Source organism: Butyrivibrio sp. AE3006 (assembly GCF_000424165.1).
GTDB lineage: Bacteria > Bacillota > Clostridia > Lachnospirales > Lachnospiraceae > Butyrivibrio.
In genome coordinates, this window is sequence record NZ_AUJJ01000010.1 from 35340 (window position 1) to 60882 (window position 25543).

The 25543-nt window shown below is 42.1% G+C and carries 21 protein-coding genes; 17 read left to right on the top strand and 4 right to left on the bottom strand.

The annotated features are described in order from the left end of the window. Nucleotides 1-52: 52 nt before the first annotated feature. The 6 genes from G603_RS0106445 to G603_RS0106470 all read left to right on the top strand — a co-directional run bounded on the left by G603_RS0106445 (nt 53) and on the right by G603_RS0106470 (nt 9235). Nucleotides 53-2350, top strand: a complete 2298-nt coding sequence (locus tag G603_RS0106445; RefSeq protein ID WP_026669688.1) for a hydratase — start codon at nt 53-55, stop codon at nt 2348-2350. Nucleotides 2351-2372: 22 nt separating this feature from the next. Continuing rightward, nucleotides 2373-3911: a glycoside hydrolase family 9 protein gene (locus tag G603_RS0106450; RefSeq protein WP_026669689.1), complete on the top strand. Its 1539-nt coding sequence runs from the start codon at nt 2373-2375 to the stop codon at nt 3909-3911. A 5-nt stretch (nt 3912-3916) separates the two neighbouring features. Further along, on the top strand, nt 3917-4705 hold the full coding sequence (locus tag G603_RS0106455) for an alpha/beta fold hydrolase (RefSeq protein ID WP_026524373.1): 789 nt from the start codon (nt 3917-3919) through the stop codon (nt 4703-4705). Nucleotides 4706-4717: 12 nt separating this feature from the next. Beyond that, nucleotides 4718-6301, top strand: coding sequence for a UDP-N-acetylmuramoyl-tripeptide--D-alanyl-D-alanine ligase (locus G603_RS0106460; protein WP_026669690.1), 1584 nt, complete (start codon nt 4718-4720; stop codon nt 6299-6301). A gap of 17 nt (nt 6302-6318) precedes the next feature. Then, a complete protein-coding gene (locus tag G603_RS0106465) occupies nt 6319-7956 on the top strand; it encodes a DUF6020 family protein (protein ID WP_026669691.1) in 1638 nt (545 codons plus the stop codon). Between the two features lie 70 nt (nt 7957-8026). After that, entirely contained in the window at nt 8027-9235 is a 1209-nt protein-coding gene (locus G603_RS0106470; protein ID WP_026669692.1) for a D-alanine--D-alanine ligase family protein, read from the top strand. A gap of 19 nt (nt 9236-9254) precedes the next feature. Here the strand turns inward: G603_RS0106470 and G603_RS0106475 are convergent, their stop codons facing one another. Next, on the bottom strand, nt 9255-9986 hold the full coding sequence (locus G603_RS0106475; RefSeq protein WP_026669693.1) for a lysophospholipid acyltransferase family protein: 732 nt from the start codon (nt 9984-9986) through the stop codon (nt 9255-9257). Between the two features lie 90 nt (nt 9987-10076). On the opposite strand from G603_RS0106475, the gene G603_RS0106480 reads away from it, so the two are divergent. The 3 genes from G603_RS0106480 (at nt 10077) to G603_RS0106490 (ending at nt 13281) form a co-directional block, all read left to right on the top strand. Next, nucleotides 10077-11429: a dihydroorotase gene (locus G603_RS0106480; protein ID WP_026669694.1), complete on the top strand. Its 1353-nt coding sequence runs from the start codon at nt 10077-10079 to the stop codon at nt 11427-11429. Between the two features lie 29 nt (nt 11430-11458). After that, nucleotides 11459-12256, top strand: coding sequence for a dihydroorotate dehydrogenase electron transfer subunit (locus G603_RS0106485; protein WP_026524379.1), 798 nt, complete (start codon nt 11459-11461; stop codon nt 12254-12256). Nucleotides 12257-12375: 119 nt separating this feature from the next. Continuing rightward, on the top strand, nt 12376-13281 hold the full coding sequence (locus G603_RS0106490; protein WP_026669695.1) for a dihydroorotate dehydrogenase: 906 nt from the start codon (nt 12376-12378) through the stop codon (nt 13279-13281). Between the two features lie 22 nt (nt 13282-13303). Here the strand turns inward: G603_RS0106490 and G603_RS0106495 are convergent, their stop codons facing one another. The 3 genes from G603_RS0106495 to G603_RS0106505 all read right to left on the bottom strand — a co-directional run bounded on the left by G603_RS0106495 (nt 13304) and on the right by G603_RS0106505 (nt 15245). Next, on the bottom strand, nt 13304-13729 hold the full coding sequence (locus tag G603_RS0106495; RefSeq protein ID WP_026524381.1) for a DUF1934 domain-containing protein: 426 nt from the start codon (nt 13727-13729) through the stop codon (nt 13304-13306). Nucleotides 13730-13740: 11 nt separating this feature from the next. Next, nucleotides 13741-14601, bottom strand: a complete 861-nt coding sequence (gene ispE / locus G603_RS0106500; protein WP_035792343.1) for a 4-(cytidine 5'-diphospho)-2-C-methyl-D-erythritol kinase — start codon at nt 14599-14601, stop codon at nt 13741-13743. Nucleotides 14602-14774: 173 nt separating this feature from the next. After that, a complete protein-coding gene (locus tag G603_RS0106505) occupies nt 14775-15245 on the bottom strand; it encodes a hypothetical protein (protein WP_026524383.1) in 471 nt (156 codons plus the stop codon). A gap of 155 nt (nt 15246-15400) precedes the next feature. Between G603_RS0106505 and tig the strand changes: the two genes are divergently transcribed. From tig to G603_RS21385, 8 genes are all read left to right on the top strand, one after another. Beyond that, complete coding sequence (tig, locus tag G603_RS0106510) at nt 15401-16606, top strand: trigger factor (protein WP_026669696.1); 1206 nt, start codon at nt 15401-15403, stop codon at nt 16604-16606. A gap of 37 nt (nt 16607-16643) precedes the next feature. Further along, nucleotides 16644-18035 (top strand): asparagine--tRNA ligase, encoded by a 1392-nt coding sequence (gene asnS / locus G603_RS0106515; RefSeq protein ID WP_026524385.1) that lies wholly within the window; start codon nt 16644-16646, stop codon nt 18033-18035. A gap of 185 nt (nt 18036-18220) precedes the next feature. Further along, nucleotides 18221-19624, top strand: coding sequence for a C40 family peptidase (locus G603_RS0106520; RefSeq protein WP_026669697.1), 1404 nt, complete (start codon nt 18221-18223; stop codon nt 19622-19624). Between the two features lie 12 nt (nt 19625-19636). Then, nucleotides 19637-21148, top strand: a complete 1512-nt coding sequence (gene dgt, locus G603_RS0106525; protein WP_026669698.1) for a dGTP triphosphohydrolase — start codon at nt 19637-19639, stop codon at nt 21146-21148. A 181-nt stretch (nt 21149-21329) separates the two neighbouring features. Beyond that, nucleotides 21330-22946: a glutamine-hydrolyzing GMP synthase gene (guaA, locus tag G603_RS0106530; protein WP_026669699.1), complete on the top strand. Its 1617-nt coding sequence runs from the start codon at nt 21330-21332 to the stop codon at nt 22944-22946. Between the two features lie 620 nt (nt 22947-23566). Then, the gene (locus G603_RS19505) at nt 23567-24403 is read left to right on the top strand and encodes a hypothetical protein (RefSeq protein WP_051207559.1); all 837 of its coding nucleotides are present in this window, start codon (nt 23567-23569) and stop codon (nt 24401-24403) included. Between the two features lie 32 nt (nt 24404-24435). Then, a complete protein-coding gene (locus G603_RS19510; RefSeq protein ID WP_051207562.1) occupies nt 24436-24723 on the top strand; it encodes an HAD domain-containing protein in 288 nt (95 codons plus the stop codon). Then, nucleotides 24723-25541, top strand: a complete 819-nt coding sequence (locus tag G603_RS21385) for a GNAT family N-acetyltransferase (protein ID WP_242834850.1) — start codon at nt 24723-24725, stop codon at nt 25539-25541. Before G603_RS19510 ends, G603_RS21385 begins: the two co-directional genes overlap by 1 nt. Nucleotides 25542-25543 lie beyond the last annotated feature (2 nt).

Consider the following 25543-nt stretch of genomic DNA (forward strand, 5'->3'; position numbering starts at 1 on the left):
GGAGAAAGTGAATAATAATAGAGAATAGTTACTAGAGAAAGGTGGGACGGGAATGATTAAGACTTATGACAGCGGTGCATATCTGATAAATGGAATAGAGCTTATACCTGATAATGCAGATGCAGCCGCAGCGATTGCAGCAAAGACAGGCAAAGAGACAGACAAAGCCACAGCTAAGAAGAATACCATTGCTTATGGAATCCTTGAGAAGCATAATACCTCAGGCAGCATGGACAAGCTTAAGATCAAGTTCGACAAGCTTACCAGCCATGATATTACTTATGTTGGTATTATTCAGACAGCCAGGGCTTCAGGGCTTGAGAAATTCCCGATTCCTTATGTTCTTACCAATTGCCACAACTCACTTTGTGCAGTAGGCGGAACAATAAATGAAGATGACCATATGTATGGTCTTACAGCTGCTCAGAAATACGGCGGAATCTATGTGCCTCCTCATCAGGCGGTTATTCACCAGTTTGCAAGAGAAATGCTTGCTACCTGTGGTGGCATGATTCTCGGATCAGATTCTCACACAAGATACGGTGCACTTGGCACCATGGCCATGGGTGAGGGCGGACCTGAGCTTGTTAAGCAGCTCCTTAATCAGACCTATGATATAAACATGCCCGGCGTAGTGGCAATTTATCTTAAGGGTGAGCCTATGCATGGCGTTGGCCCTCAGGACGTAGCTCTTGCCATTATCGGTAAGGTATTCGGAGATGGCTATGTTAAAAATAAAGTAATGGAGTTCGTAGGCCCCGGTGTTGCATCACTTTCAGCTGATTTCCGTATCGGAATCGACGTAATGACCACTGAGACCACATGTCTTTCTTCAATCTGGCAGACAGATGATGAGGTTAAGAACTTCTATGATACTCATGGCAGAGTCGGCGAGTACAAAGAATTAAAGCCCGGAGATGTGGCATATTATGATGGCGTTGTTGAGGTTGACTTAAGTACAATCAAGCCCATGATCGCAATGCCTTTCCATCCCAGCAATACCTACGAGATCGACGAGGTCAATGCAAACCTTTCAGATATCATCGCTGATGTTGAAAAGCGTGCAAAGGTAAGCTTTGGTGATAAGATCGAATATTCTCTTAAAGAAAAGATAAAAGACGGCAAATTCATGGTAGATCAGGGTGTAATCGCAGGCTGTGCAGGCGGTGGCTTCGAGAACATCTGCACTGCTGCAGACATTCTTGAGGGCAGATTTACAGGTAATGACAGATTTACCTTAAGCGTATATCCTGCATCAACACCTATTTTCATGGAGATCGTTAAAAACGGCGTAGCTGCCAAAATTCTTGAGACAGGCGCAATCCTTAAGACTGCATTCTGCGGTCCCTGCTTTGGTGCCGGAGATACACCTGCAAATAACGCCTTCAGTATACGTCATTCAACCAGAAACTTCCCCAACAGAGAAGGTTCCAAGGTTCAGAGCGGACAGATTGCATCAGTTGCACTTATGGATGCAAGATCAATCGCAGCAACAGCAGCTAATCAGGGCGTACTTACACCTGCAACTGCTTTTGACGGTAAGTTCAACAAGTATACATATCACTTTGATAAGGAAATATATGCAAACCGAGTATTCGATTCAAAGGGCGTTGCTGATGACAGCGTAGAGCTTCAGTTTGGTCCCAACATCAAGGATTGGCCCAAGATGACAGAGCTCACAGAGAACGTGCTTCTCAAAGTTGTTTCAGAGATTCATGATCCTGTTACCACAACAGATGAGCTTATTCCTTCAGGTGAGACCAGCTCCTACAGATCCAATCCTCAGGGACTTGCTGAGTTTACTCTTTCAAGAAAAGATCCTGAGTATGTAGGCAGAGCAAAGGCTATATATGCTGAGGAATTAAAGAGACGTGAGGATGCTTCCTTTGATGGAATGACTCCTGAGACAGCAGCTGTAATTAAGGCAGTATTGGAAAAATATCCCGATGTTTCCGCAGCAAATACCGGAATCGGATCAACAATTTTCGCTGTTAAGCCCGGTGACGGATCAGCAAGAGAGCAGGCTGCATCATGCCAGAAGGTGCTTGGCGGATGGGCTAACATTGCCAACGAGTATGCTACAAAGCGTTATCGTTCAAACCTTATCAACTGGGGTATGCTGCCGCTTCTTATAAAGGAGGGCGATCTTCCCTTCAAGAACCTTGATTATGTATTCCTTCCGGGAATCAGAAAGGCTGTAGAGGATAAGGCTGATACTATCAAGGCTGTGGCTGTTTCAGACGGAAAGCTTACAGAGTTCACAATGACTCTTGGCGATCTTACTGATAACGAGAGAGAGATTATCCTTGACGGATGTCTTATTAATTACAATCGCGCAGGAAAAAAATAATTCGCGCAGGATGTGAAATAGTATGAAGAAACAGATTGCGCTTTTCATGGCGCTAATGATGGGGGCTTCTGTCTGCGGATGCGGGCAGAAAGCACCTGTAATTGAAAATGTAGTAAAGACAGAGCAGGTTGACATTCAAAGCACACCTGCTCCAAATATTGTTTATGATGTTCCACCGGAGATTCCAGGTGCGCTTGTTGATCAGAACGGATACAGGACTGGGGCGGAGAAGGCTGTAGTATTTAAGGGTGAGGAACTCCCTGATGTTTTCTATGTCTACAATCTTGATACCAATGATCTCGAGTATACCGGTCAAATGCGGAGCGTAGGCAGTTCAGGAGATGAAAATATCAAGGTTGGATATTTTTCCGACCTTATAACTGACGGTAATTATTATATTTACACCGATATAATCGGAAGCTCCTTTAGCTTCAGAATTCAGAACGATCTGTATGATGAAATTTTTAACAGTGCATGTAAGACCTATTACATGAACAGATGCGGATCAAATCTTTCGGAGGAGTTTGCAGGCAGTGATGCCCATCTTGCCTGCCATACGGCAGAGGCTCATTTGCAGGAGAATCCGTCAAGGGCTATTGATGTTACAGGTGGATGGCACCTTAATTCCCAGGCTGACAGGGATGTGGTTCAGGGCTGTAAGATCGCACAGAATCTGCTTCTTGCTTATGAGATGAATCCTAAGGCTATTACGGATGATACCGGTATTCCCGAGAGCGGAAATAGTGTACCGGATCTTCTCGATGAGATAAGATATGAGATAGAGTGGCTTATGAAGATGCAGGATGAAAGGACAGGCGGTGTCTATGGTTCTGCGCTTACCGTAAGAGATGAGAGTAAGGATCTTATGCAGGCAGAAGTGGAGGTTACACCTATCACCATGGAAGCCACCATCTGCTTTGCCACACTTCTTGCAGATTTTAGTTACCAGTATCAGAGCTTTGACTCTGATTTTGCAACAGCCTGCCTTAAATGCGCCGACAAAGCATACAGCGTATTTGCAGGTAATGAGAACATTAAAGAAAACACAGCAGGTTTTCATGCTGCAGCGCAGCTTTACAGAGCTACAGGCTCATCAAGCTACGAGCAGGTTTTGACCTCCTATTTTGAAAGAAATGATTTTGACAGCCTTTTCAAAGAGGATGAGGAAGTGTTCCTTGGAGGAGTGACCTACATATCTACAAGCCAGAAGGTGAATGTGGATGTGTGCGACAGGATAATGAAGCTCCTTATGAAAAAGGCATCGGCAATAGCGAGTGCGTCAAAGAACAGTGCGTATCTGGTTTCAGACGAGGATCATGCCACACTTTTGGATGATATGAGAACCATAACAATTACGGACCATATCATATATAATTATGAATATACGACTATCATTGAGAATCATGCTCATTACCTTATGGGCAGGAACCCGGAAGCAGTTAACTACATAACTGATGACACCGAGAGGACTTACCTTGATACAGATGCAGGTATGGGTATTATGAATCAGCCGCTTCTCAATGCAAAATTCATATTCATGCTTAGTGTTATTAAGGAATAAGATTTATGAACACTGAAATAAACGGATTAAAAATAAATTATCGTGATGAGGGACAGGGACCACTCCTTGTGATGCTTCATGGCTGGGGCTCCAATGTGGATCTTTTTGACGGCGTTATCAAATTTGCCGCTAAGAAATACCACGTAGTGGGAATGGATATGCCGGGCTTTGGAAAAAGTGATGAGCCATCTGAGCCTTGGGAAGTAGCAGATTTTGTGGATTTTGTAATTGCTTTTGTAAAAAAGCTCTACCCTGATGAGAAGGAAGTGATTTTCCTTGGACATTCAATGGGCGGAAGAGTAATTATCAAAATGATCGGAACAAAGTCAGAGGATGAGCTTGGCTTTAAGATTCCAAAGGTAATTCTTACGGACAGCGCAGGAATTAAGCCTATTCCTTCAGGAAAACAGAGCAGTAAGACTAAGCGTTATAAATTTTATAAGAGCATTCTTGTTAATACCGGCATTGCCAAGGCTTTCCCTAACACCCTTGAGAGCCTGCAGAAAAAATTTGGCTCTGCGGATTATGCTGCAGCATCGCCTGTTATGAGAGCGAGTCTTGTAAAGGTTGTTAATGAGGATCTGCAGGAGTACATGCCTTCACTAAAAATGCCTGTTCTTCTTATCTGGGGCGACCAGGATACGGCGACACCTTTATCAGACGGACAGCAGATGGAAAAACTTATGCCGGAAGCAGGACTTGCAGTTATTCAGGGGGCAGGACATTATTCCTTCCTTGATAATCAGTACCTTTTCAACAAGATACTCGGAAGCTTTTTAAATGTGGATTTTTAAAAGGAAAATAGAATGGATACATTTATTTTTGTAGTATTTACTATCGCATATATAGCTGTAACCGTACTGGGACTTAGATATTACTCCCACATGTTGCAGCTTTCTTCCTATCAGTTTCAGGGATATTTCAGATTCCTTAGATCCAAACCGCAAAGATATGGTCTGCATGTGGGATTTTTGGTGGTGACTATCCTTGCAGGAATAGCTGATGCAAAGGCAGGGAACGTCCTTAGAATTCTTTCACTGGCATTTCTTGTCTTCATGATCCTTCAGTATCTTCCAAAGCCGGCTAAAAAGAAATTTGTGGTAACTAAGAGAGTTCAGAGACTTTTTGTAACATATGCGGTTGTTTTCCTTATTTTTGGGGTGGCAGCAGCCATACTTTATAAGGTTGGAAACAGAGCGGCAGCTTACTGCATCATCGCAGTTTACATGGGACTTCTTCCTCTGGTAACTGCTCTTTGCAATCTTATAAATAAGCCCATTGAGAAAAAAGTAAATGACTGGTTCATCCATGATGCACAGAGGATTCTTGCTGAGCATCCTGGTCTTAGGATCATAGGTATCACAGGAAGCTATGGTAAGACCAGCGTAAAGTATTATCTGTGGACGCTGCTTTCTGAGGGATTTAGAGTACTTATGACACCTGAGAGCTTCAATACTCCCATGGGTGTTGTAAGAACTATCAGAGAAAACCTTACTCCCATGCATGAGATTTTTATATGTGAGATGGGAGCAAGGCACGTACATGACATAAAGGAAATAACAGATATTGTTCATCCTGATGATGGAATACTTACTTCCATCGGACCTCAGCACCTTGAGACCTTCCATTCCATCGAGAACATAATAGATACCAAGTACGAGCTTTTTGATGCGGTTCAGGAAAAGAGCAGCAAGGGTCTGAAATTTGCAAATGGTGATAATGAGATCATAACTGCCAATATGAGGCATGAAAATGTCATTACCTATGGTGTGTCGGAGGGCTGCGATTACAGAGCTACAGATGTTAAATACAGTGCTGATGGTGCTACGTTTACAGTTACAGCGCCAAATGGGGACAGCGCCGAATTTAGCATGAAGCTTCTTGGTGAACACAATGTAACCAATGTGGTTGGTGCTATAGCCATGGCGCATACCTTGGGAATTCCCTTCTCCAAGCTTAAGATGGGAGTTCGTAGGATAACACCTGCACCTCACAGACAGGAGCTCATTAAGCACGGTAATGTATCAATAATCGACGATGCGTATAATTCAAATCCGATGGGTGCTAAAATGGCACTTAATACACTTTCAAAATTTGAGGATTATACCAGAATCCTTGTAACTCCGGGCATGGTGGAGCTTGGTGATAAGGAAGCAGAGTATAATCGCGAGTTTGGAAGACAGGCTGCAAAGGCAGCGGATTATATCATCCTGGTGGGTATAGATCACACAAGACCTATAAAGGAAGGTGCTCTGGAAGCAGGATTTTCGGAGGACAGACTATTTTCAAAGGAGACACTAAAGGAAGCCACCGATCTTATGTATGAGATCGATGCGGGGAGGCAGAAGGTCATTCTTTTGGAGAATGATCTTCCGGATAATTACACTTGAGAAAAGAGGTTGGGGAGATGCTAAGGGGTGAAAAAAGAATAGACTTCATGGATTTATGCTTTTCGTTTTGTATGTCTTTGATAACCGTATTAAATGTTAATGCTGTAGAAGACCATTTCTTTTTGACAGGCTATGTGCTTGTCAAGGATATGCTGTGTTTTGCGGCATTTTTCTTATTGTTCTTTGCATCTACTATTGTTTTAAAATATCTTGGCTCAAAATATAAGCCGAGACCCATTCAAAAGCCGGCCGGGAAAAAGGTGGTTATGTCTGCGCTTCTTATGTGGTGCGCCCATCTTCCTTATCTTCTTATTCTTGCTCCCGGAGTATTAAATTACGACACTATCAATCAGGTGAGGGATGTTTTTGATGGTGTATCCCCTGTGCCCTTTGGCTTTGTGGAGGGACAGGAGACGATCAATGCCTTTATGAATGCGCATCATCCTGTGGTTATAGCGTTTTTGTTTGCTGCATTTATTAAACTCGGCGTCATACTTGGAGATCCGGGAAAAGGACTTTTTATCTATTGCCTTTTACAGTCCCTTGTAGCCTGCTTTGTTTTTTCAGGAATTCTTACAGATCTTGAAAATAACGCAAAGGATGCAGGTAAACAATTTGTGGTAAAGGTAGTAAGGCTGTTCTTTATATTTTCACCCTTCATTTCTTATTACACAATTTGCATGCTGAAAAATACAGTGCATAGTCTTCTGTTTTTGATTCTTTTGTATGGTTATTACAAATATCTTGAAGGCGGAGAGGTATCCTCCAAAAAAGGTATTATTTTCATGATCACAACTTCTCTTCTTATGTGCTTTACCCAGAATACCGGGGCTTATGTGGTGGTTTTATCAAGCCTTTTGCATCTGGTTTTCAGAAAAAAGAACAGAATGGTTTTTCTTATGAACATATGTCTGTGCATTGTTGTTTGGTTCATTATAGTTCCTAAGGTCATTTATCCCGCAGCTAATATCTATCCCGGCGGAAAGCAGGAGATGCTTGGGACCTGTTTCCAGCAGACCGCAAGACTTGTAAGAGATAGGGAGGATGAGCTTACAGATGGCGATAAGCAGATCATCGGCAGGGTTTTGGACTATGAAAAAATAAAAAGCGATTATGCCTTTGATGCAACTGACCCTGTAAAAGCCACCTTTAATATTCATGCGACAAAGGAAGACATGAAGGCCTATTATAAGTTCTGGATAAAGAAGGGCATACAGCATCCAATAATATACTTAAGGGCAATACTTCCTATTTGCGGTAACTTTTTTGCTCCGGTATCCTCCGTACAGATTTTTGACAAAATACCAATGTCAGAGGGAATTTTTGAAAATGTAAAACAGGTAAATCCTTCTAAACTATGGATGGGACTGGATGACTGGTACTATGAACTGAGAGATATGCCGGGCATAAGCATACTTTTTCAGGTGGTGCTTTACAGCTTTTGGATTCCTGCGTATCTGCTCTATTATAATGTCATAAAGAGATGGCATAAAAATGACGGAGAAAGAAAACCGGTAAATGGAATTCTTGTACCTATTTTCATTTTTATTCTGATGCTGATAGTAAGTCCTGTTAATTACAGCAGATATGCGCTGCCTCTTATATTTTCGTCACCTGTTTGTTTGTGCATGCTTATGCCTGCAAAAAATAAATGAGGTTGAAATTTTTTCTGATGAGGCTATACTTTTAGGGAACCCTAGTTAATTTTTGAAAGGAAGTGTTTTTTTGAAACTTAAATTAGCAGTTTTATTTGGTGGTAAAAGTACAGAGCATGAGATTTCTATTATCTCCGCTATCCAGGCTATCGGATATATTAACAGAGATAAGTATGAGGTTATCCCGGTTTATATAACCAAGGATAATGATTTTTATATTGGTGAAGACATAGATAAGATCAAGGAATATACACATATTCCTGAGCTTCTTAAAAAGAGCACAAGAGTAGTATTCATCAAGGATGGTAATAAGGTAAATCTTGTTCATTATCCTATGAAGAAATTCGGTAATAATGTTATTAATTCTGTTGATATCGCATTCCCTATCGTTCACGGAACTAACGTGGAAGACGGAGTGCTTACAGGATACCTTCAGACTCTTGGTCTTCCCGTAGTTGGATGCGACGTGCTTTCATCAGCAGTTGGCATGAATAAATATGTAATGAAGACAGTTCTTAAGGACAATGGTATTTCTGTTCTTGACTGCAAGTGCTATACATGGGTTGATTACGAGGATGCTGAGGCACTGGTTAAGAAGATTGAGGATGCTTTCAAATATCCTGTTATCGTTAAGCCCATCAACCTTGGATCAAGTATCGGTATCTCCAAGGCTGGTAATACACAGGAGCTTAAGGAAGCCCTTGAGCTTGCTTTTGAGTTCTCCAAAAAGATTCTTGTTGAGCCCGCAATTGTGAAGCTTAAGGAGATTAACTGTTCAGTTCTTGGTGATTATGAGAATGCAGAGGCTTCTGAGTGCGAAGAGCCCATTAACTCAGATGAGATTCTTTCATTTGAGGATAAGTATATTGGCGGCGGCTCAGAGGGCGGCGCTAAAGGCGGTGCAAAGACCGGCGGTTCCAAGGGAATGGCATCTCTTAAGAGAAAAATTCCTGCAGAAATCACAGATGAGCAGAGAAGCGAGATCCGTAAAATGGCTGTAGATGCGTTTAAGTGTCTTGGCTGCAGCGGTGTATCCAGAATTGATTTCATGCTTGATGAGGAAACAGGTAAGATTTATCTTAACGAGATCAATACTATTCCCGGATCACTTTCATTTTATCTGTGGGAGCCTCTTGGAAAGAAATATTCCCAGCTTCTTGACGATATGATCGATATCGCAATTAAGCAGGACAGAGAGAATAACAAGATCGTATTCTCATTTGAAACAAACGTGCTTGAAGGTGTTAACCTTGGCGGCGCGAAAACAGCGAAATTGTAATATAAAACAAGGTGAATGATTACTCATCCACCTTGTTTTTTTCATAAGTTTCTTTAATTATGTTGTAGCAATAGGTTTCGATATTCTTTTTATCCTCGGGCTCTAACTGATCCATGTAGATCGGCTTTCCGTACTCAAGGATTACATGAGCTTTCTTGATGAAAGGCGCATGATCTTCGAATATCGCATTAGAGTTGTTGATGGTCATCGGTACAATGGGACAACCGGTTTTCTGAGCAATTTTAAAGCTTCCTTTGTGGAAGGGGAGCATTTCATCTGAAGCGTTCCTTGTTCCTTCAGGATAGATGGTCATTGAAATGCCATTTTTTACATTATCGATGGCTGTCAGGATGACCTGCAGGCCCTGTCTGATATCATCTCTGTCAAGGAAGAGACAGTCCATGAAGACCATCCAGGTTGACAGGATCGGAACCTTTTTGATTTCTTTCTTAGCAATATAACCTGTGATTCTGGGTACTCTTGCATAGCTAAGAACGATGTCGAAGTAGCTTCGGTGATTACCAACATAGAGAACCGGAATATCCTTTGGTACGTTCTCTTCGCCGATCACAGTAAGCTTAACTCCTGAGAGGAATGCTACGATTTTAAAAGCTCTGCTTACAATGGCAAGAGACATGGTCTTTTGAGCCATGGGATTGAACTTACCGACAATCCAGAGAATTAACTGCATTACCAGGCTTAAAATAAAAAATACAAATAAAAATAAACCTACAAAAATTAGCCTTAACATACTTACTTATTCACTCCAATTATGTATTATATATATGCTGATATTTCAGCTATACCACGTTAGTATAACACAAAGAAAGGATACTGATAAATGCTGCTTATAAAAAACGGTAGACTGATAGATCCCTGGTCCGGAACAAATGATTTCAGGGATATTCTTGTAGACGGAGAGAGAATCGTAAAGATTGGTTTTTGCGGAACCTTACATGATTTGGCTGTTGAAGCAGCATCCGTGAAAAGTGAGAATCTTGAAGAGATAGACGCTGCAGGTCTTGTTGTTGCGCCAGGTCTTGTGGATGCTCATGTTCATTTCAGAGATCCCGGTTTTACAGATAAGGAAGATATTTTGACAGGAGCAGATGCAGCAAAGGCAGGCGGCTTTACATCAGTAGTCATGATGGGCAATACGAATCCCCATATGGATAATCCTGAGACCATCAGGTATGCTCTTGAAAAAGGCGAATCCACAGGAATAAGAGTTTTTACCTGTGCCAATATTACAAAGGATATGGCAGGGTCAGAGCTTACAGATATGGAAGGTCTTTTGAGGGAAGGAATCGTTCTTTTTACAGATGACGGAAAGCCCATAACTGATCCGGATGTCATGGAAAAAGCCTGCATGGAAGCTGCAAGGCTTGGCAGGGTGCTGAGTCTTCATGAAGAGGATCCTTCATATATAACAGACAATGGAATAAATGCAGGTGATATAGCAGAGAGTCTTGGTATCAAGGGATCGCCAAGGGATGCAGAAATATCCATGGTTAAGCGCGACATTGAAATCGCCGGAAAAACAGGAGCAGAGATAACTGTCCAGCACATTAGTACAAAAGAAGCCGTCGAGCTTATAAGAGAAGCAAGAAAAACAAACCCTCGCATACACGCAGAAGCTACGCCTCATCACTTCACCCTTACAGACAGTGCGGTACTTAAACATGGCACCATGGCTAAGATGAATCCGCCCCTTAGAAAAGAAGAGGACAGGATAGCAATAATTAAAGGAATCGCAGACGGTACAATAGAGACTATTGCAACGGATCATGCTCCTCATACAGCGACGGAGAAGGCAGCAGAATTAACCCAAGCCCCCAGCGGCATAATAGGACTTGAAACCTCCCTTGGACTTGGCATAAGAGAGCTGGTACAGAAGGGATATATGAATCTTATGACACTTATTTCGAGAATGACCTGTCAGCCTGCGGAGGTTTACGGAATCAGAACCCTCATAAGAGATGAGAGCGCAGGTGAAAATGTCTATGACGAGCTTCCTGTTGGAAGGTGCTTTGAGGGCGGTCCCGCGGACTTTGTTATTTTTGGAGAAAACGAGACCTATACAGTTGGAACAAAATTTGCATCAAAAGCCTGCAACACACCTTTTATTGGTGAAGAGGTTCCCGGCAAAATTCACTATACGATATGCAGCGGCAAAGTAGTATTTACAGCGTGATGATAAACATAAGGTAGGAGAGAAAAGCTATGTCTAAAAAGAAGAAAATCGGAGCAGAGGTTATTTCGCAAAGGCTCCTTGCGGAAGGAATCATGGATTTAAGGCTTAGAACAAGTCTTGCAGAGGATGCAAAACCGGGGCAGTTTATCGGTGTGTATCCCCAAAATAAGTCCACACTTCTTCCAAGGCCCATCAGTATCTGCGGATATGACAGAGAGAATAAGGAACTGCGCATTGTGTACAGGATAGCCGGCAGCGGCACTGCGGAATTTGCTCTGTATCAGGAGGGGGATAATACTGATATCCTTGGAGTTTTAGGTAACGGTTTTCCTCTTGATAAGGCAGCAGGAAAAAGAGTAGTTATAATCGGTGGAGGCATAGGAGTTCCGCCGCTTCTTGGCCTTGCAAAGGAGCTTTCAGAGAATGCTGCTTCAAAACCAGAGTCTGTAACCATGGTTATGGGATATAGGAATGCTGATACTTTTCTTACAGATGAATTTGAGAATTATGGAAAGCTTCTGATTGCTACAGAGGATGGAAGTATCGGTACCAAAGGAAATGTAATTGATGCCTGCAAAGAAAATGGTGTAGAAGCTGATGTCATTTATGCCTGCGGCCCTATGCCCATGCTTCGCGGCGTGGCTGCTTATGCAAAAGAAATCGGTGCGAAGGCATATATAAGCCTTGAGGAGCGTATGGCCTGCGGCGTAGGTGCATGTCTTGGATGTATATGCAAGACCAAAGAGGTGGACGATCATTCACATGTTAAGAACGCCCGCATCTGTACCGATGGTCCTGTTTTTGATGCAGATGATCTTGAGCTTTGATAATCAGTTACTTGGAGAGCTGTGGACCGTTATCGCACGTCCTTTGGGCGATTACGGTCCACGTATCCGAACGGACTTAGTTAGATAAAAAACAATCGTTTTAGAGGTGGTGAGAATATATGAATACATCAGTTAATATAGCGGGAGTAACCTTTAAAAATCCTGTAATGACAGCTTCCGGTACATTCGGATCCGGAATGGAATATGCGGAATTTGTTGATCTTAACAGACTTGGGGCTGTTGTGACCAAGGGCGTTGCCAATGTGCCGTGGCCGGGAAACCCCACACCGAGAGTTGCAGAGGTTTACGGAGGAATGCTTAATGCAATCGGTCTTCAGAATCCCGGAGTGGATGTGATGATTGAAAGAGACCTTCCTTTTCTTAAGGACTTTGATACAAAGGTTATCGTTAATGTTTGCGGAAAAAGTACTCAGGACTATGTGGACGTAGTAGAAAGACTTGCTGATCAGGACAGCGTTCACATGCTTGAAATCAATGTTTCATGCCCCAATGTAAAGGAGGGTGGCATTGCCTTTGGACAGAATCCTGATGCACTTTTCGAGATTACAAAGGAGATAAAAAAGCACGCTAAACAGCCCATCATAATGAAGCTTAGTCCCAATGTCACAAGCATTGCAGAGATGGCAAGAGCAGCAGAGGCAGCAGGCAGCGATGCAATCTCTCTTATTAATACGATTACCGGAATGAAGATTGATATTTACAAAAAGACCTTTGCAATTGCCAATAAGACAGGTGGTCTTTCAGGTCCTGCAATTAAGCCTGTGGCGGTTCGTATGGTATACGAGGCATCACATGCAGTAAAGATTCCGGTTATCGGTATGGGCGGAATTGCAACAGCTGAGGATGCAATAGAATTCATGCTTGCAGGAGCAACAGGAGTTGCTGTTGGCGCAATGAACTTCCATAACCCTTATGCAACAATAGAGGTTATTGAGGGAATAGAGCGCTATATGTCAGAGCAGGGAATTGAGAATATTAATGAAATTATCGGAGCTGTAGAATAAGCTCCGATAAAATGAATTCGTATTATTCTGTAAAAGTGAAGGACACTCTCACTTTTGAGTCAGAGATTTTTTCTCCGTCAGCCTTTAGTTCATACTGGAGGTGGACGGAGATTTTTTTAGGTGTTTCTTCAATCATAAGGTGCCTTGTGATGGCTGTGAGCTTCATGATGCCGTACTGTGTCTGATAGTCGGTCTCGCAGGTCTCGCCAAGACCAAAGTGCAGTTCAGAGTTCACAGAGCCTGTTTGGGACATGGTGATCTTACCGTTACCGATAATAAGGGTGTGATGATTCCTTATATGCAGCTTGTCATCATCGGCAGGATCATAGTACTGAATCAGGGTACTGTTTCCGTCGGTGATGCAGGAAGCGGTACATTCAGTTTTTACTATTTCAGGCTTTCCATCGCCGTGATCGTGTGCGCCGATTATCTTAATTATTCCATTCATAGGCATTACCTTTATACAGGCTTTGTGATGTACAGTTCCGGTGCAATTCCTCTGCTTCTAAGCTCATTTACTGCATGCTCAGCGTAGACAAGATTCTTATTTTCAAAGATACCAAATACTGTAGGGCCGCTTCCGCTCATTCTGGCTCCCATGGCACCATTAGCAAGAAGAATCTGTCTGATATCTTCGATTACAGTGTATTTTGAAGCGGTTACTGGCTCTAAAACATTACCAAGTCTATCTGTGATGCCTGCAAGGTCGCGCTTTTCGATAGCTTCCATCATACCGTCTATATCAGGATGGTTCTCAATGGGCTTGGAATCAAGGGTTGTATAAGCCCATGCTGTTGAGACATCGATAGAAGGCTTAGCAATAACTATGTGGCAGGAAGGCATATCTCTAAGGAATGTCAGCTTTTCACCGATTCCCTCTGAGAGTGCTGTACCACCGCAGATGCAGTAAGGAATATCTGCACCAAGAGGAGTTGCCAGCTGGCATAATTCTTCCTGGCTAAGACCAAGATTCCAAAGTTCGTTAAGAGCATGGTAAGTAGCTGCTCCGTCGGTACTTCCGCCTGCAAGACCTGCAGCCATGGGAATGTGCTTTTTAAGGCTTACGGTAACACCCTTCTCTATGCCATATTTTTCTTTTAGCTGAGCAGCAACCTTCCAAATAAGATTGGTTTTATCTGTGGGGATTCTGGGGTTAGCTGTCATGATGATAATCTGTCCGTCATCGCGATTTTCAAAGGACAGTTCGTCATGTAGGTCAATGCTCTGCATGATCATCTTTACAATATGGTAGCCATCATCTCGTCTTCCCAGGACATCCAGCCCTAAGTTTATTTTTGCGTATGCTTTTCTTGTTATCATTGAATTTCCCTTCCGGATAAGAATAAGTAAAACACTTACTATTAATATAATAAAAAATGCTGATTTACACAATGAATTTGCGTAGGGCACGAAAGGATTCAGCATCCAGATCCCTAAACGCAGAACATAAAAAAGCTGCGAAGGATTTCCTTCGCAGCAGCTTTAAAACTAAATTATAAAGGCTTTGCTCCTGCCTTCTCCTTTGCCTTAGCAACGAGATTCTTCCAGAAGCCCTTCTTTTCTTCGGGAGCAGCGTTGCTTCCACGAATACCCTTAACAGAAAGTACATAGATTCCGCTTACTTCTGCCTTAACTTCCTTTTTAACAGGAACAGAATCAAAAATCTTCTCATCACATACGAGATTCATGATCTGGGGACCAACCTTAACCTTAAGGATCGGAAGCTTGGAACGACGAAGAAGCTTGGGAGTGTTCTCCATAACGGCTGCAGGAAGTCCTGCTTCGTTGATTCGCATTCTCTTTTTGTCGATGATCAGCATGGAAATACTCTGCTTTACAGCTTCCATCTGAGCCTGCTGTTCTTCCTGACGCTTCTGTGCTCTCTTGCCAAGGATTGTAAGGGCTACAAGAGCTATGATCAAAATAACTAAAATGACTATCATTACTATAGCTGCGGTACTCAAAACTAACCTCCAATTACTACAAACTGATTTAACTAGCAAATTGTATTCTATCATTCTTTTAGCGGGCAGGCAACAAAATACTTTAATCATAGTCAATTCTGTGATAGTATTAAAAAAGTTTATTTTTATAGGAAGTAATAGAGGAGTATTTTTTTATGAAAAAGATGGCAGTAGCGATGCTTGCGGCACTTCTTACCGTTTCATCTCTTACAGGATGTTCAAAAGCAGGTAATGATACTAACGCAGCATATTTAAAAGACACAGATTTATCCAAGTATGTAACACTTGGAGATTACAAGAATCTTACAGTTGAGGTTGCTTCACCTGAAGTTACTGATGATGAGGTTGCTAGCTATATCCAGTACGTACAGAATTCAATGGCAGCTACAGTAGAAGTAACTGACAGAGCTGTTCAGACAGGAGATACAGTTAATATTGATTACGCCGGCAAATATGCTGATTCAGGAGAGGCATTTGATGGCGGTACAGCTCAGGGATATAATCTTACCATCGGTTCTCACACATTTATCGATGGCTTTGAAGATGGTCTTATCGGAGCAGAGCTTGGTCAGACCCTGGATCTTAACCTTAAGTTCCCTGATTCATACAGCAATGCAGACCTTGCAGGCAAGGATGTTATTTTTACAGTAACAGTTAACAAGATTCTCATTAAGCCCGATTTTGACGATGCTTATGTAGCAACTCTTGGAATCGAAGGCGTATCTACAGTTGATGAGCTTAGCAATTACATAAAAGGAAAACTCATGGAGGATAAGCAGACATCCTATGATACATCTGTTCAGAATGAGGCACTTGAGGCAGCTACAAACGGATGCATGTTTGAGAATCCGCCTCAGGCTATGCTTGACAGATTTGCAGGTCTTTACGCAGATCAGATGGAGCAGGTAGCTCAGTACTATTCTGCTAGCTACGGACAGTCAATGACAGCTGATTCAGTACTTCAGGTGCTTATGTCACAGGAAGGATATTCAGGAGAGGCTGAGGATTATAAAGCAGAGCAGGCACTTAAGCTTGCAAAGCAGTACATCATGCTTGGTGCTATAGCAGCACAGGAAGGCATTGAGGTTACAGAGGATGAGCTTAATGAGAAGCTTACATCCGATATGGAAACAGCAAATGCCAGCGCTGCTGATTCTGATAAGGTAGACAGTCTTGATGCATACAAAGAGACTGTTGATGTAGAGAATATCAGAGAGAGCCTTCTTAGTAAGAAGGTTATTGAGTTCCTTGCTACAAATGCAAATGTTGTTGAGCCTTCTGATGATGCAGAGGCAACAGAAGAGACTGCAGCAGAGGAGAACACTGAGGAAGCATCAGATGCTTCTGAGGACGGAGAATAATTTTCGAACAACTAATGTTTAAATATGGAGGCATATTATGGAACTAACAGATATCAGAGAGCTTTTTAGAGAGCCGGATAAGTACGCAGACAAAGAAGTAACCGTAGGCGGATGGATTCGTAACATTCGTGATTCTAAGACAATTGGATTTATTGTTTTGAATGACGGTACATATTTTTCACCTCTTCAGGTGGTATATTCTGATGAGCTTAATAATTTTGCAGAGGTTAGTAAGCTTAATGTTGGTGCCGCAATCATTGCTACAGGTAAGATTGTAATGACTCCAGATGCAAAGCAGCCCTTCGAGATGCAGGCTACAGGAATAGAGATTGAGGGACCTTCAACTCCCGATTATCCCCTTCAGCCTAAGCGTCATTCACTTGAGTACCTTAGAACACTTCCTCATCTTCGTGCAAGAACAAACACATTTGAGGCTGTTTTCAGAGTAAGATCACTGGCTGCATATGCTATTCACTCATTCTTCCAGGAGAGAGGCTTTGTATATGTTCACACTCCTCTTATTACAGGAAGTGACTGTGAAGGTGCCGGAGAGATGTTCCAGGTAACAACTCTTGATCTTAACAACGTTCCCAAGAATGAGGAAGGCGAAGTAGATTACACCAAGGATTTCTTTGGCAAGCCTGTTAACCTTACTGTTTCAGGTCAGCTCAACGTTGAGACCTATGCTTTTGCATTTAAGAATGTTTATACATTCGGACCTACATTCCGTGCTGAGAATTCAAACACAACCCGTCATGCAGCTGAGTTCTGGATGATCGAGCCTGAGATGTGCTTTGCAGATCTTAAGGATGACTGTGATTGTGCCGAGGCAATGCTTAAGTATGTTATTAACTATGTACTTGAGAATGCACCTGCTGAGATGGAGTTCTTCAACTCATTCGTAGATAAGGGACTTATTGATCGTCTTAAGAATGTTGCAAACAGCGAGTTTGGTCGTATCACATATACAGAGGCAATTGAGATTCTCAAAGAGCATAACGATGAGTTTGATTATAAGGTAGAGTGGGGCTCAGATCTTCAGACAGAGCACGAGAGATTCCTTACAGAGAAGGTATTTAAAAAGCCTGTATTTGTAACTGACTATCCGAAGGAAATCAAAGCCTTCTACATGAAGCTGAATGAGGATGGTAAGACTGTTGCAGCAGCTGACTGCCTTGTACCCGGTATCGGTGAGATTGTTGGCGGAAGCCAGAGAGAGGATGATCTTGAGACTCTTGAGAAGAGAATGGATGAGCTTGGACTTAAGAAGGAAGATTATCAGTTCTATCTTGATCTTCGTCGCTATGGCTCAGTTCGTCACGCAGGCTTCGGTCTTGGTTTTGAGCGCTGCGTAATGTACCTGACAGGTATGGGCAACATCCGCGATGTTGAGTCCTTCCCTCGTACAGTTGGTAACTGCGAGTTATAATTTTTTAGCATCTTATGACTGTTGCTTCCTTGACAGGAGGCAACAGTTTTTTCTTTTTGTTTTCATGTGAATTTTTTTTGAAATATGTATAAGGATAAAAGCTGACAGCTTAATCATGTTATAATTAGATATAAAATTTTGTTGGAGATTTTGCGGATATCTATCTGCATGAATGATGGGGAAATATGCGAAGATTTAAATTCAAATCTTTTAATAAATATATATGTACAGTACTTGCTGCGGCGATGCTTTTTAATTCCGGGTCACCGGCCTTTGCAACAACCAGTGAGGAGTTAAAAAAGCAGCAGAAGGAGCTTGAAAAAGAACAGAAGGAGCTCGAAAAAAAACAGGATGCTCTGGAATCAGAGAAGAGGTCCAGTCAGAGCGGACTTAATAGTGCAAATCAGAATATTAGTGCAATAGAGGGTGAGCAGGCAGAGATTCAGGCTGAGCTGGATGCTGCAAATGAAGAGCTTGTGGGACTCCTTACAAGTATCGATCTGATTCAGGCAGACATCACAGATACTGAAGAGAAAATTGTTCAGACCCAGGCAGAGTATGACGAGGCCAAGGCTCTAGAAGAAGAGCTCTACGAAGCTATGAAAAAGCGCATACGCTACATGTATGAAAAGGGCGAGCTTAGCTATGCAGAGCTTCTTTTGCAGGCCCAGAGCTTTGATGATCTTCTTAATAAAGCAGAGTATGTAGAGTCTTTGTATGAATATGACAGGACAAAGCTCGGCGAATATGTGGCAGCTAAAAACGCCGCAGAGGAATATGGCGATCAGCTGGCAGAAGCAAAGTCAGAGCTTGAGACCTCCAAGTATGAGCTGGAGGAAGAGCAGAAATACACTGAGACGGTTATTGCCAATTATAAGAAAAAATTTGCCAACTTTGATGTGCAGCTGGCTAAGGCAAAGCAGGATGCGGCAGTATATTCTGCACAGCTTCAGAAGCAAACCTCGGAGATAAAGGAATTGCAGGCAAAGATCGACTCCAAGGAAGCCGAAGTTAAAAAGACCAAGAAAGCCGCAGATGAAGCGGCATCTAAAGAGGCTGAGGAGGCAGCAAAGAAGAAGGCTGCTGAAGAAGCCAGCAAAAAGGCAGCGGAAGAGGCTCTTGCGCAGGCAAATACTGATGAGGATGATGAAGATGACGATGATGCAGATACAGATTCTGCATCAGCAGGCAATGCATCGGATAGCAGCTCGTCAAAGAGCGCAGAGGCTGCAGCACCTACAGGCTCAGCTACAGGGCAGAGTATAGCTAATTATGCATGTAAGTTTGTAGGTAATCCGTACGTTGCAGGCGGCACCAGTCTTACCAATGGTGCGGATTGCTCCGGTTTTGTTTATGCAGTATATCAGGCCTTTGGAATCAGTGTGCCCAGATCATCCTATGCTCAGGCAGCATACGGAAAGGCAGTGTCCTATGAGAATGCTCAGCCCGGAGATGTTATCTACTACGGCGGACATGTGGCGATATATCTTGGCGGCGGACGTATAGTTCATGCTAGTACCGCCCGTACCGGAATAAAATACGAAAACGCAACCTATAGAACAATTCTTACCATCAGAAGATTTATATAAGAGGATAGAGATTTGGAATGGAGTAAATTGCTTTGTGAAGACAGAGTCAGATCTATCAAAAAGAGAGAAGGCTCAAATGATCTTCGCAGTGAGTTTGAAAAGGATTATCACAGAATAATCGGAAGTGCGTCTTTCAGGCGCCTTCAGGATAAGACACAGGTTTTTCCGCTTGATCAGTCTGATTTTGTAAGGACCAGACTGACTCATTCTTTGGAGGTTTCCTCCTTTTGTAAGTCCCTTGGACAAAATATAGCAAGAAAGATTTTGGCAGAGATTAAGGATGAGAGTTTTCTGCCCTCATATCAGCAGGATATCTGCGATATTTTGCAGTGTGCAGGACTCCTTCATGATATAGGTAATCCGCCCTTTGGACATTTTGGCGAAACTGTTATCAGAGAGTGGTTCAAGAACAAGCTTCCTGATCAGGAGTTTTCAGGTAAGCCTATAACAGAGATTTTGAATCCTCAGATGCTGGGAGATTTTTATAACTTTGAAGGTAATACCCAGGCGCTTCGCGTGGTATCAAAACTTCACTATCTTGTGGACGAGCATGGTATGAACCTGACAAAGGCTCTGCTTGCAACTATCATCAAGTACCCTGTATCATCCCTTGAGGTGGACAAGAAGAGTCCCGACATCTGCTGTCATAAGATGGGATATTATTATGCGGACAGAGAGCTTTTTAATGATATTCAGGAATCCTGCGGATTAAAAGGAAGAAGACATCCTCTTACATTTATTCTTGAAGCGGCAGATGATATTGCTTACAGAACTGCCGACATAGAGGATGCGTATAAGAAGGGACTCATTAGCTTTGACTTGCTGGTACGTGAGCTTGAGAGCAGATGCTTTGAGGATCAATCCGATAAAATCTACAGACAGCTCCTTGATTCACTTAAATACAGATATGGAAAAGGTATCGAGCTTGGCGTAAGTGATCCGGGTGAATATGCCGTTTCGAACTGGGTTGTTGCTGTTCAGGGTAAACTCATTTATCTTGCTACGGAGGGCTTTGCTGCAAACTACAAGAGTATTATGGATGGTTCCTTTGGAAGTGAACTTCTTGAAGGAAGCGGTAAAGTCTATGGAAGTAAGACGCAAGAAGAGGCTGGTAACAGCAATGACGGCGGAGATAATTCGGGAGATAGACCGGATAATAAAGAGCATGTTGCCGAAGGTAAGCATATCGTTGATGCTCTTGGAGAAATAGCAATTAAGTATGCCTTCAATTCAGAACCAATTTTGAAGATAGAGGTAAGTGCAGATCAGATACTGACGTATCTTTTGGACAGACTGGTTCCTGCGGCAATTCATTTTGACACAGATTCAAAGCTAAGGCCTATTGATTCCAGAATGATTTCTTTTATCTCTAACAACTATAAGAAGATTTATCAGATTTACTCTGAAGGAAAATCTGAGGAAGAAAAGCTTTATCTAAGGCTTCTTCTGGTTACGGATTATGTATGTGGTATGACAGACAGCTACGCGAAGAGGCTTTATCAGGAGCTTAACGGATTGATTTAAATGGCTTTAATGACTTGGCGGATGATTTAGTTAATGTATATTTTATAATGGTTTTACTTGCAATTTTTAAGGTCAACATATATGTTAGTTTAGTGGTGTGATGAAAATATTGTGAGTGCGAGGTGGATTTTACTTTGCATGAGCATGATTCATCAGAAAAAAGATCAGAAAGTGAGAAAATATGGCAAGAGAAATGGTTGTAGTTCTTGACTTTGGCGGACAGTATAAGCAGCTGATAGCCAGACGTGTTCGTGAGTGCAACGTTTACTGCGAGATCCATCCCTATAACATCGGGCTTGATAAGCTTAAAGAGATGAATCCCAAGGGCATCATTTTAACAGGTGGCCCCAACAGTGTGTACGGCGATCAGGCAGTATTGTGTGAGAAGGAGCTTTATGAGCTGGGCATTCCGGTTCTTGGAATCTGCTACGGCGCACAGCTTACTGCATTTTTGAACGGAGGCGAAGTTAAGACAGCGCCTTTAAGTGAGTACGGTAAGACAGAGACTTATCTTGATCCTGCATCTGAATTGTTCGCAGGCCTTACGGAGAACGAGGACGGCGTTCCTGTAAGAGAGGATAGCGAAGGTCATAAAGTAGTTACAACCTGGATGAGCCATACAGACTATATAGCAAAGGCTCCCGAGAGCTTCAGGATTACAGCTCATACACCTAATTGCCCGGTAGCAGCTATGGAGAATGCTGACAGAAAGATTTATGCTGTTCAGTTCCATCCGGAAGTTATGCATACTGAGTGCGGAACTATTATGCTCAGGAATTTTGTAATGAATGTATGTAAGTGTGCAGGCGACTGGAAGATGGCAGACTTCGTTGAGAGAAGTATCGCCGAGATCAGAGAGAAGGTTGGAAACGGCCGCGCTCTTTGCGCTCTTTCAGGCGGCGTTGATTCATCAGTTGCAGCCGTACTTATGAGTAAGGCTATCGGTAAGCAGCTTACCTGCGTATTTGTAGATCACGGTCTTCTTAGAAAGAATGAAGGCGACGAGGTTGAGGCAGTATTTGGACCAAACGGCGCATACGACCTTAACTTTATAAGAGTAAATGCTCAGGACAGATTCTATGAGGCACTTAAGGGTGTTGAAGAGCCTGAGAAGAAGAGAAAGATCATCGGTGAGATGTTCATCCGTGTATTTGAGGAAGAGGCCAAGAAAATCGGAGCCGTTGATTTCCTTGTACAGGGTACTATCTACCCCGATGTTGTAGAGAGCGGAATCGGCGAAGGTGCAGTTATCAAGTCTCACCACAATGTAGGCGGTCTTCCGGATTATGTTGATTTTAAAGAGATCATCGAGCCACTTCGCATGCTGTTTAAGGATGAGGTAAGAGCATCAGGACTTGAGCTTGGTATTCCTGAGCATCTCGTTTTCAGACAGCCATTCCCCGGACCGGGACTTGGAATCCGTATCATCGGTGAAGTTACAGCTGAGAAGGTTCGTATCGTACAGGATGCAGATGCCATCTACCGCGAGGAGATTGGCAAGGCAGCTGCTGCTTACAAGGAAGAGAACGGCAAGAATCCCGAATGGCTTCCTGCTCAGTATTTTGCAGCACTGACAAATATGCGATCCGTTGGTGTTATGGGTGATTTCAGAACCTATGATTATGCAGTAGCGCTCCGCGCAGTAAATACATCTGACTTCATGACAGCAGATGCTACTAACGTTCCATGGGAGATTCTGCAGACGGTAATGAACAGAATCATTAACGAGGTTAAGGGAGTCAACAGAGTAATGTACGATCTCACCTCCAAGCCTCCGGGAACAATCGAAATGGAGTAACGGATAATCGCCTGCAAGGCCTGTGTTTATCAGGTTTTGCAGGCTTTTTGTTTTGCCTTTGACGCCGTTTTGTCGTAGATTTGCTCTTTACAATCTATTGATCATTTTGTATAGTAGTCGATGGATTTAGGAAAGTTTTCTTTTCAATAATTCTTTTGAATGGTTGCTTTAATCATAAAGTGGCTAAGATATTCCAAACATATGGATTTATATACCTTTTTGTAAGCGGTGGGGTGGAGCTGGTATATAAGACAAAAATACTTATATGGTTTATATACCTATTTGCAAGGTTGTGGAGTAGAGCTGGTATATAAGATAGAAATATACTGATTTCTTATATACTTTTTTCTGCGCTCAATGAATTATTTGAGGTAGGAAGTTAGGAAAAGCAGATAGAAAAGTATATAAGTTATATCTAATTATTTAATTTATATACCTGGCATCGAAGAGTTGTGAGAAATAGGTATATAAATATTGCTTAAGGAGTTCTCTTATATATGTTGTGTAAAAAGGATGAAACCGGCAAGTGGGCTTCTTGAAATTGGAATATAGATACCGTTTGTAATAAGGATTATTGTGAGGAATGAATTAGTATTAGAAATAGGAGATATCAAAACAAAATGGAGGAAGTAAATAATAAAACAGAACAGAGAACTGGATATGACAGTGAATGGATAAGCAAAGTCAGTAGAAGGAAAGCAGTGCTGGAAAAGCTGATTATGGATAGAGAAGCATCAATAAATAGTTCACCGGAAGGCCATTTAAGAGTGCAGGATAGAAACAGCTATGCCTTGTATTATTGGATAAAAAAGACGGGGGATACAAACGGAGAGCTCATACCTAAGAAAAATAGAGATATTGCTAGGAAGCTGGCTCAAAAAGACTATGATAAAAAGCTGGCTAGAGTGATAAAAAAAGAACTCAAGGAGATAACTAAGTATCTTGAGTGTATTAAGGAAAATGATATCAGTTCAATATATGAAGGTTTAAGTGATAAGAGAAAACTGCTTGTAAAGCCGCTTATAACATCGGATGAGGAATATATAAAACGATGGAAAGAAAAACCATATGACCCTATGGGATTTGATGAAGGTTCGGCAGAATACTATTCAGATAGCGGGATAAGAGTCAGATCAAAGTCAGAAATAATTATCGCAAATATGCTGGAGAAATATGGAGTGCCATATAAATACGAATGTCCACTCAAATTAGGGAAAAGAGGTATAGTGAGCCCTGATTTCACATGCCTTAATATTAGGACACGAAAAGAGTATATCTGGGAACACTTTGGGATGATGGACGATGAGAATTATGCTAACAAGAATGTTGCTAAAATCAATTCTTATGAAGAAAGTGGTTATCAATTAGGAAAAAATATGATTATGACTTTTGAAGCTTCTCAACAGCCCATAAATTCTAATATAATAAAGAATATGATTACATCCTGGCTTTTATGAGTAGGGCGGAATAAGGAGTTTGTTGGGTTACTATGGGGAAAGTAATATTCTTAGATATTGATGGGGTTCTTAATTCCAATTTCTGGAATGCTGATCATCAAAGAGAAATAAGTGACGGAAAATACATAGATACTGAAAAGGTTAGGCTGTTGTCGAAGCTTGTGAAAAAAGCTGAGGCAGAGATTATTCTGCATTCTGGATGGAGATTCTGGTTTGACACAGATTTAAAACCTCTTCGTTCAGAGGCAGGTTATCTTGCAGAGCTTTTGAAAAAAGAGGAAATGCAATCTTTTGGACTGCAGAGGATGATGGAAAGCTAATTGGTGAGCTGTATGTGTTTCTGAATCTTGATGATAAGGACTTTGCAGATGGCACTAAAACAGCTTACTTATGTGCATTCCGTGTGCAGGAGAATTATCGCAGACAGGGCATAGGAACAGCACTGATCGAGAAGGCGGTAAAAGAGCTGGCAGATAGAGGCTTCACCGGAGTAACCATAGGCGTAGACGAAACAGAAGAACTTAATATAAAGCTTTATAGGCGTCTTGGCTTCAATACTAAGATTAAGGATTGCAATGTGGATCCCTGTGCAATGAACAAGGATATGGAACCTGATTCCTGCGACATATTTTGGCTATTGTATAAGGATATTTCAGGAGTAGAGAATTTGGATAAAGTAACCTTAAACATCATGACCAGAGAACTGTGTCATGAGCTATATAAAAACTGGGAAAACGATGATTCCATATATATGGATATGTCGCTGTTTAAACCGTATAATTATAGGGAGGAAGCGGTTGACAGATACTATGATTCCAAACAGGAACCATCCCGCAGATTGTTTGCAGTAATGCTTGGAGACAGGCCTATAGGCGAGGTCCAGCTTAAGCAGATTGATCAGGACAAAAAAGAATGCACTCTTAGCATTCACATGCAAAATGATGCTGTTAAAGGAAAGGGATATGGGACGCAGGCCGAACGCCTGGCTATCCAGTATGCATTTGAAGAGCTTGGCATGATTGCTGTAAACGCAGATACTGTTGTAAAGAATGTTAGAAGTCAGCATATACTTGATAAACTGGGATTTGAGTTTATCAAAGAGGAAGGCGATTTCAAATATTATAGATTGGAGAAATGATT

Excerpts from the sequence above, each read along its gene's own strand:
- G603_RS0106445 (WP_026669688.1), top strand. The coding sequence starts at position 53 with ATGATTAAGACTTATGACAGCGGTGCATATCTGATAAATGGAATAGAG.
- G603_RS0106450 (WP_026669689.1), top strand. The coding sequence starts at position 2,373 with ATGAAGAAACAGATTGCGCTTTTCATGGCGCTAATGATGGGGGCTTCT.
- G603_RS0106455 (WP_026524373.1), top strand. The coding sequence starts at position 3,917 with ATGAACACTGAAATAAACGGATTAAAAATAAATTATCGTGATGAGGGA.
- G603_RS0106460 (WP_026669690.1), top strand. The coding sequence starts at position 4,718 with ATGGATACATTTATTTTTGTAGTATTTACTATCGCATATATAGCTGTA.
- G603_RS0106465 (WP_026669691.1), top strand. The coding sequence starts at position 6,319 with ATGCTAAGGGGTGAAAAAAGAATAGACTTCATGGATTTATGCTTTTCG.
- G603_RS0106475 (WP_026669693.1), bottom strand. The coding sequence starts at position 9,986 with ATGTTAAGGCTAATTTTTGTAGGTTTATTTTTATTTGTATTTTTTATT.
- G603_RS0106480 (WP_026669694.1), top strand. The coding sequence starts at position 10,077 with ATGCTGCTTATAAAAAACGGTAGACTGATAGATCCCTGGTCCGGAACA.
- G603_RS0106485 (WP_026524379.1), top strand. The coding sequence starts at position 11,459 with ATGTCTAAAAAGAAGAAAATCGGAGCAGAGGTTATTTCGCAAAGGCTC.
- G603_RS0106490 (WP_026669695.1), top strand. The coding sequence starts at position 12,376 with ATGAATACATCAGTTAATATAGCGGGAGTAACCTTTAAAAATCCTGTA.
- G603_RS0106495 (WP_026524381.1), bottom strand. The coding sequence starts at position 13,729 with ATGAATGGAATAATTAAGATAATCGGCGCACACGATCACGGCGATGGA.
- ispE (WP_035792343.1), bottom strand. The coding sequence starts at position 14,601 with ATGATAACAAGAAAAGCATACGCAAAAATAAACTTAGGGCTGGATGTC.
- tig (WP_026669696.1), top strand. The coding sequence starts at position 15,401 with ATGAAAAAGATGGCAGTAGCGATGCTTGCGGCACTTCTTACCGTTTCA.
- asnS (WP_026524385.1), top strand. The coding sequence starts at position 16,644 with ATGGAACTAACAGATATCAGAGAGCTTTTTAGAGAGCCGGATAAGTAC.
- G603_RS0106520 (WP_026669697.1), top strand. The coding sequence starts at position 18,221 with ATGCGAAGATTTAAATTCAAATCTTTTAATAAATATATATGTACAGTA.
- guaA (WP_026669699.1), top strand. The coding sequence starts at position 21,330 with ATGGCAAGAGAAATGGTTGTAGTTCTTGACTTTGGCGGACAGTATAAG.
- G603_RS19505 (WP_051207559.1), top strand. The coding sequence starts at position 23,567 with ATGGAGGAAGTAAATAATAAAACAGAACAGAGAACTGGATATGACAGT.
- G603_RS19510 (WP_051207562.1), top strand. The coding sequence starts at position 24,436 with ATGGGGAAAGTAATATTCTTAGATATTGATGGGGTTCTTAATTCCAAT.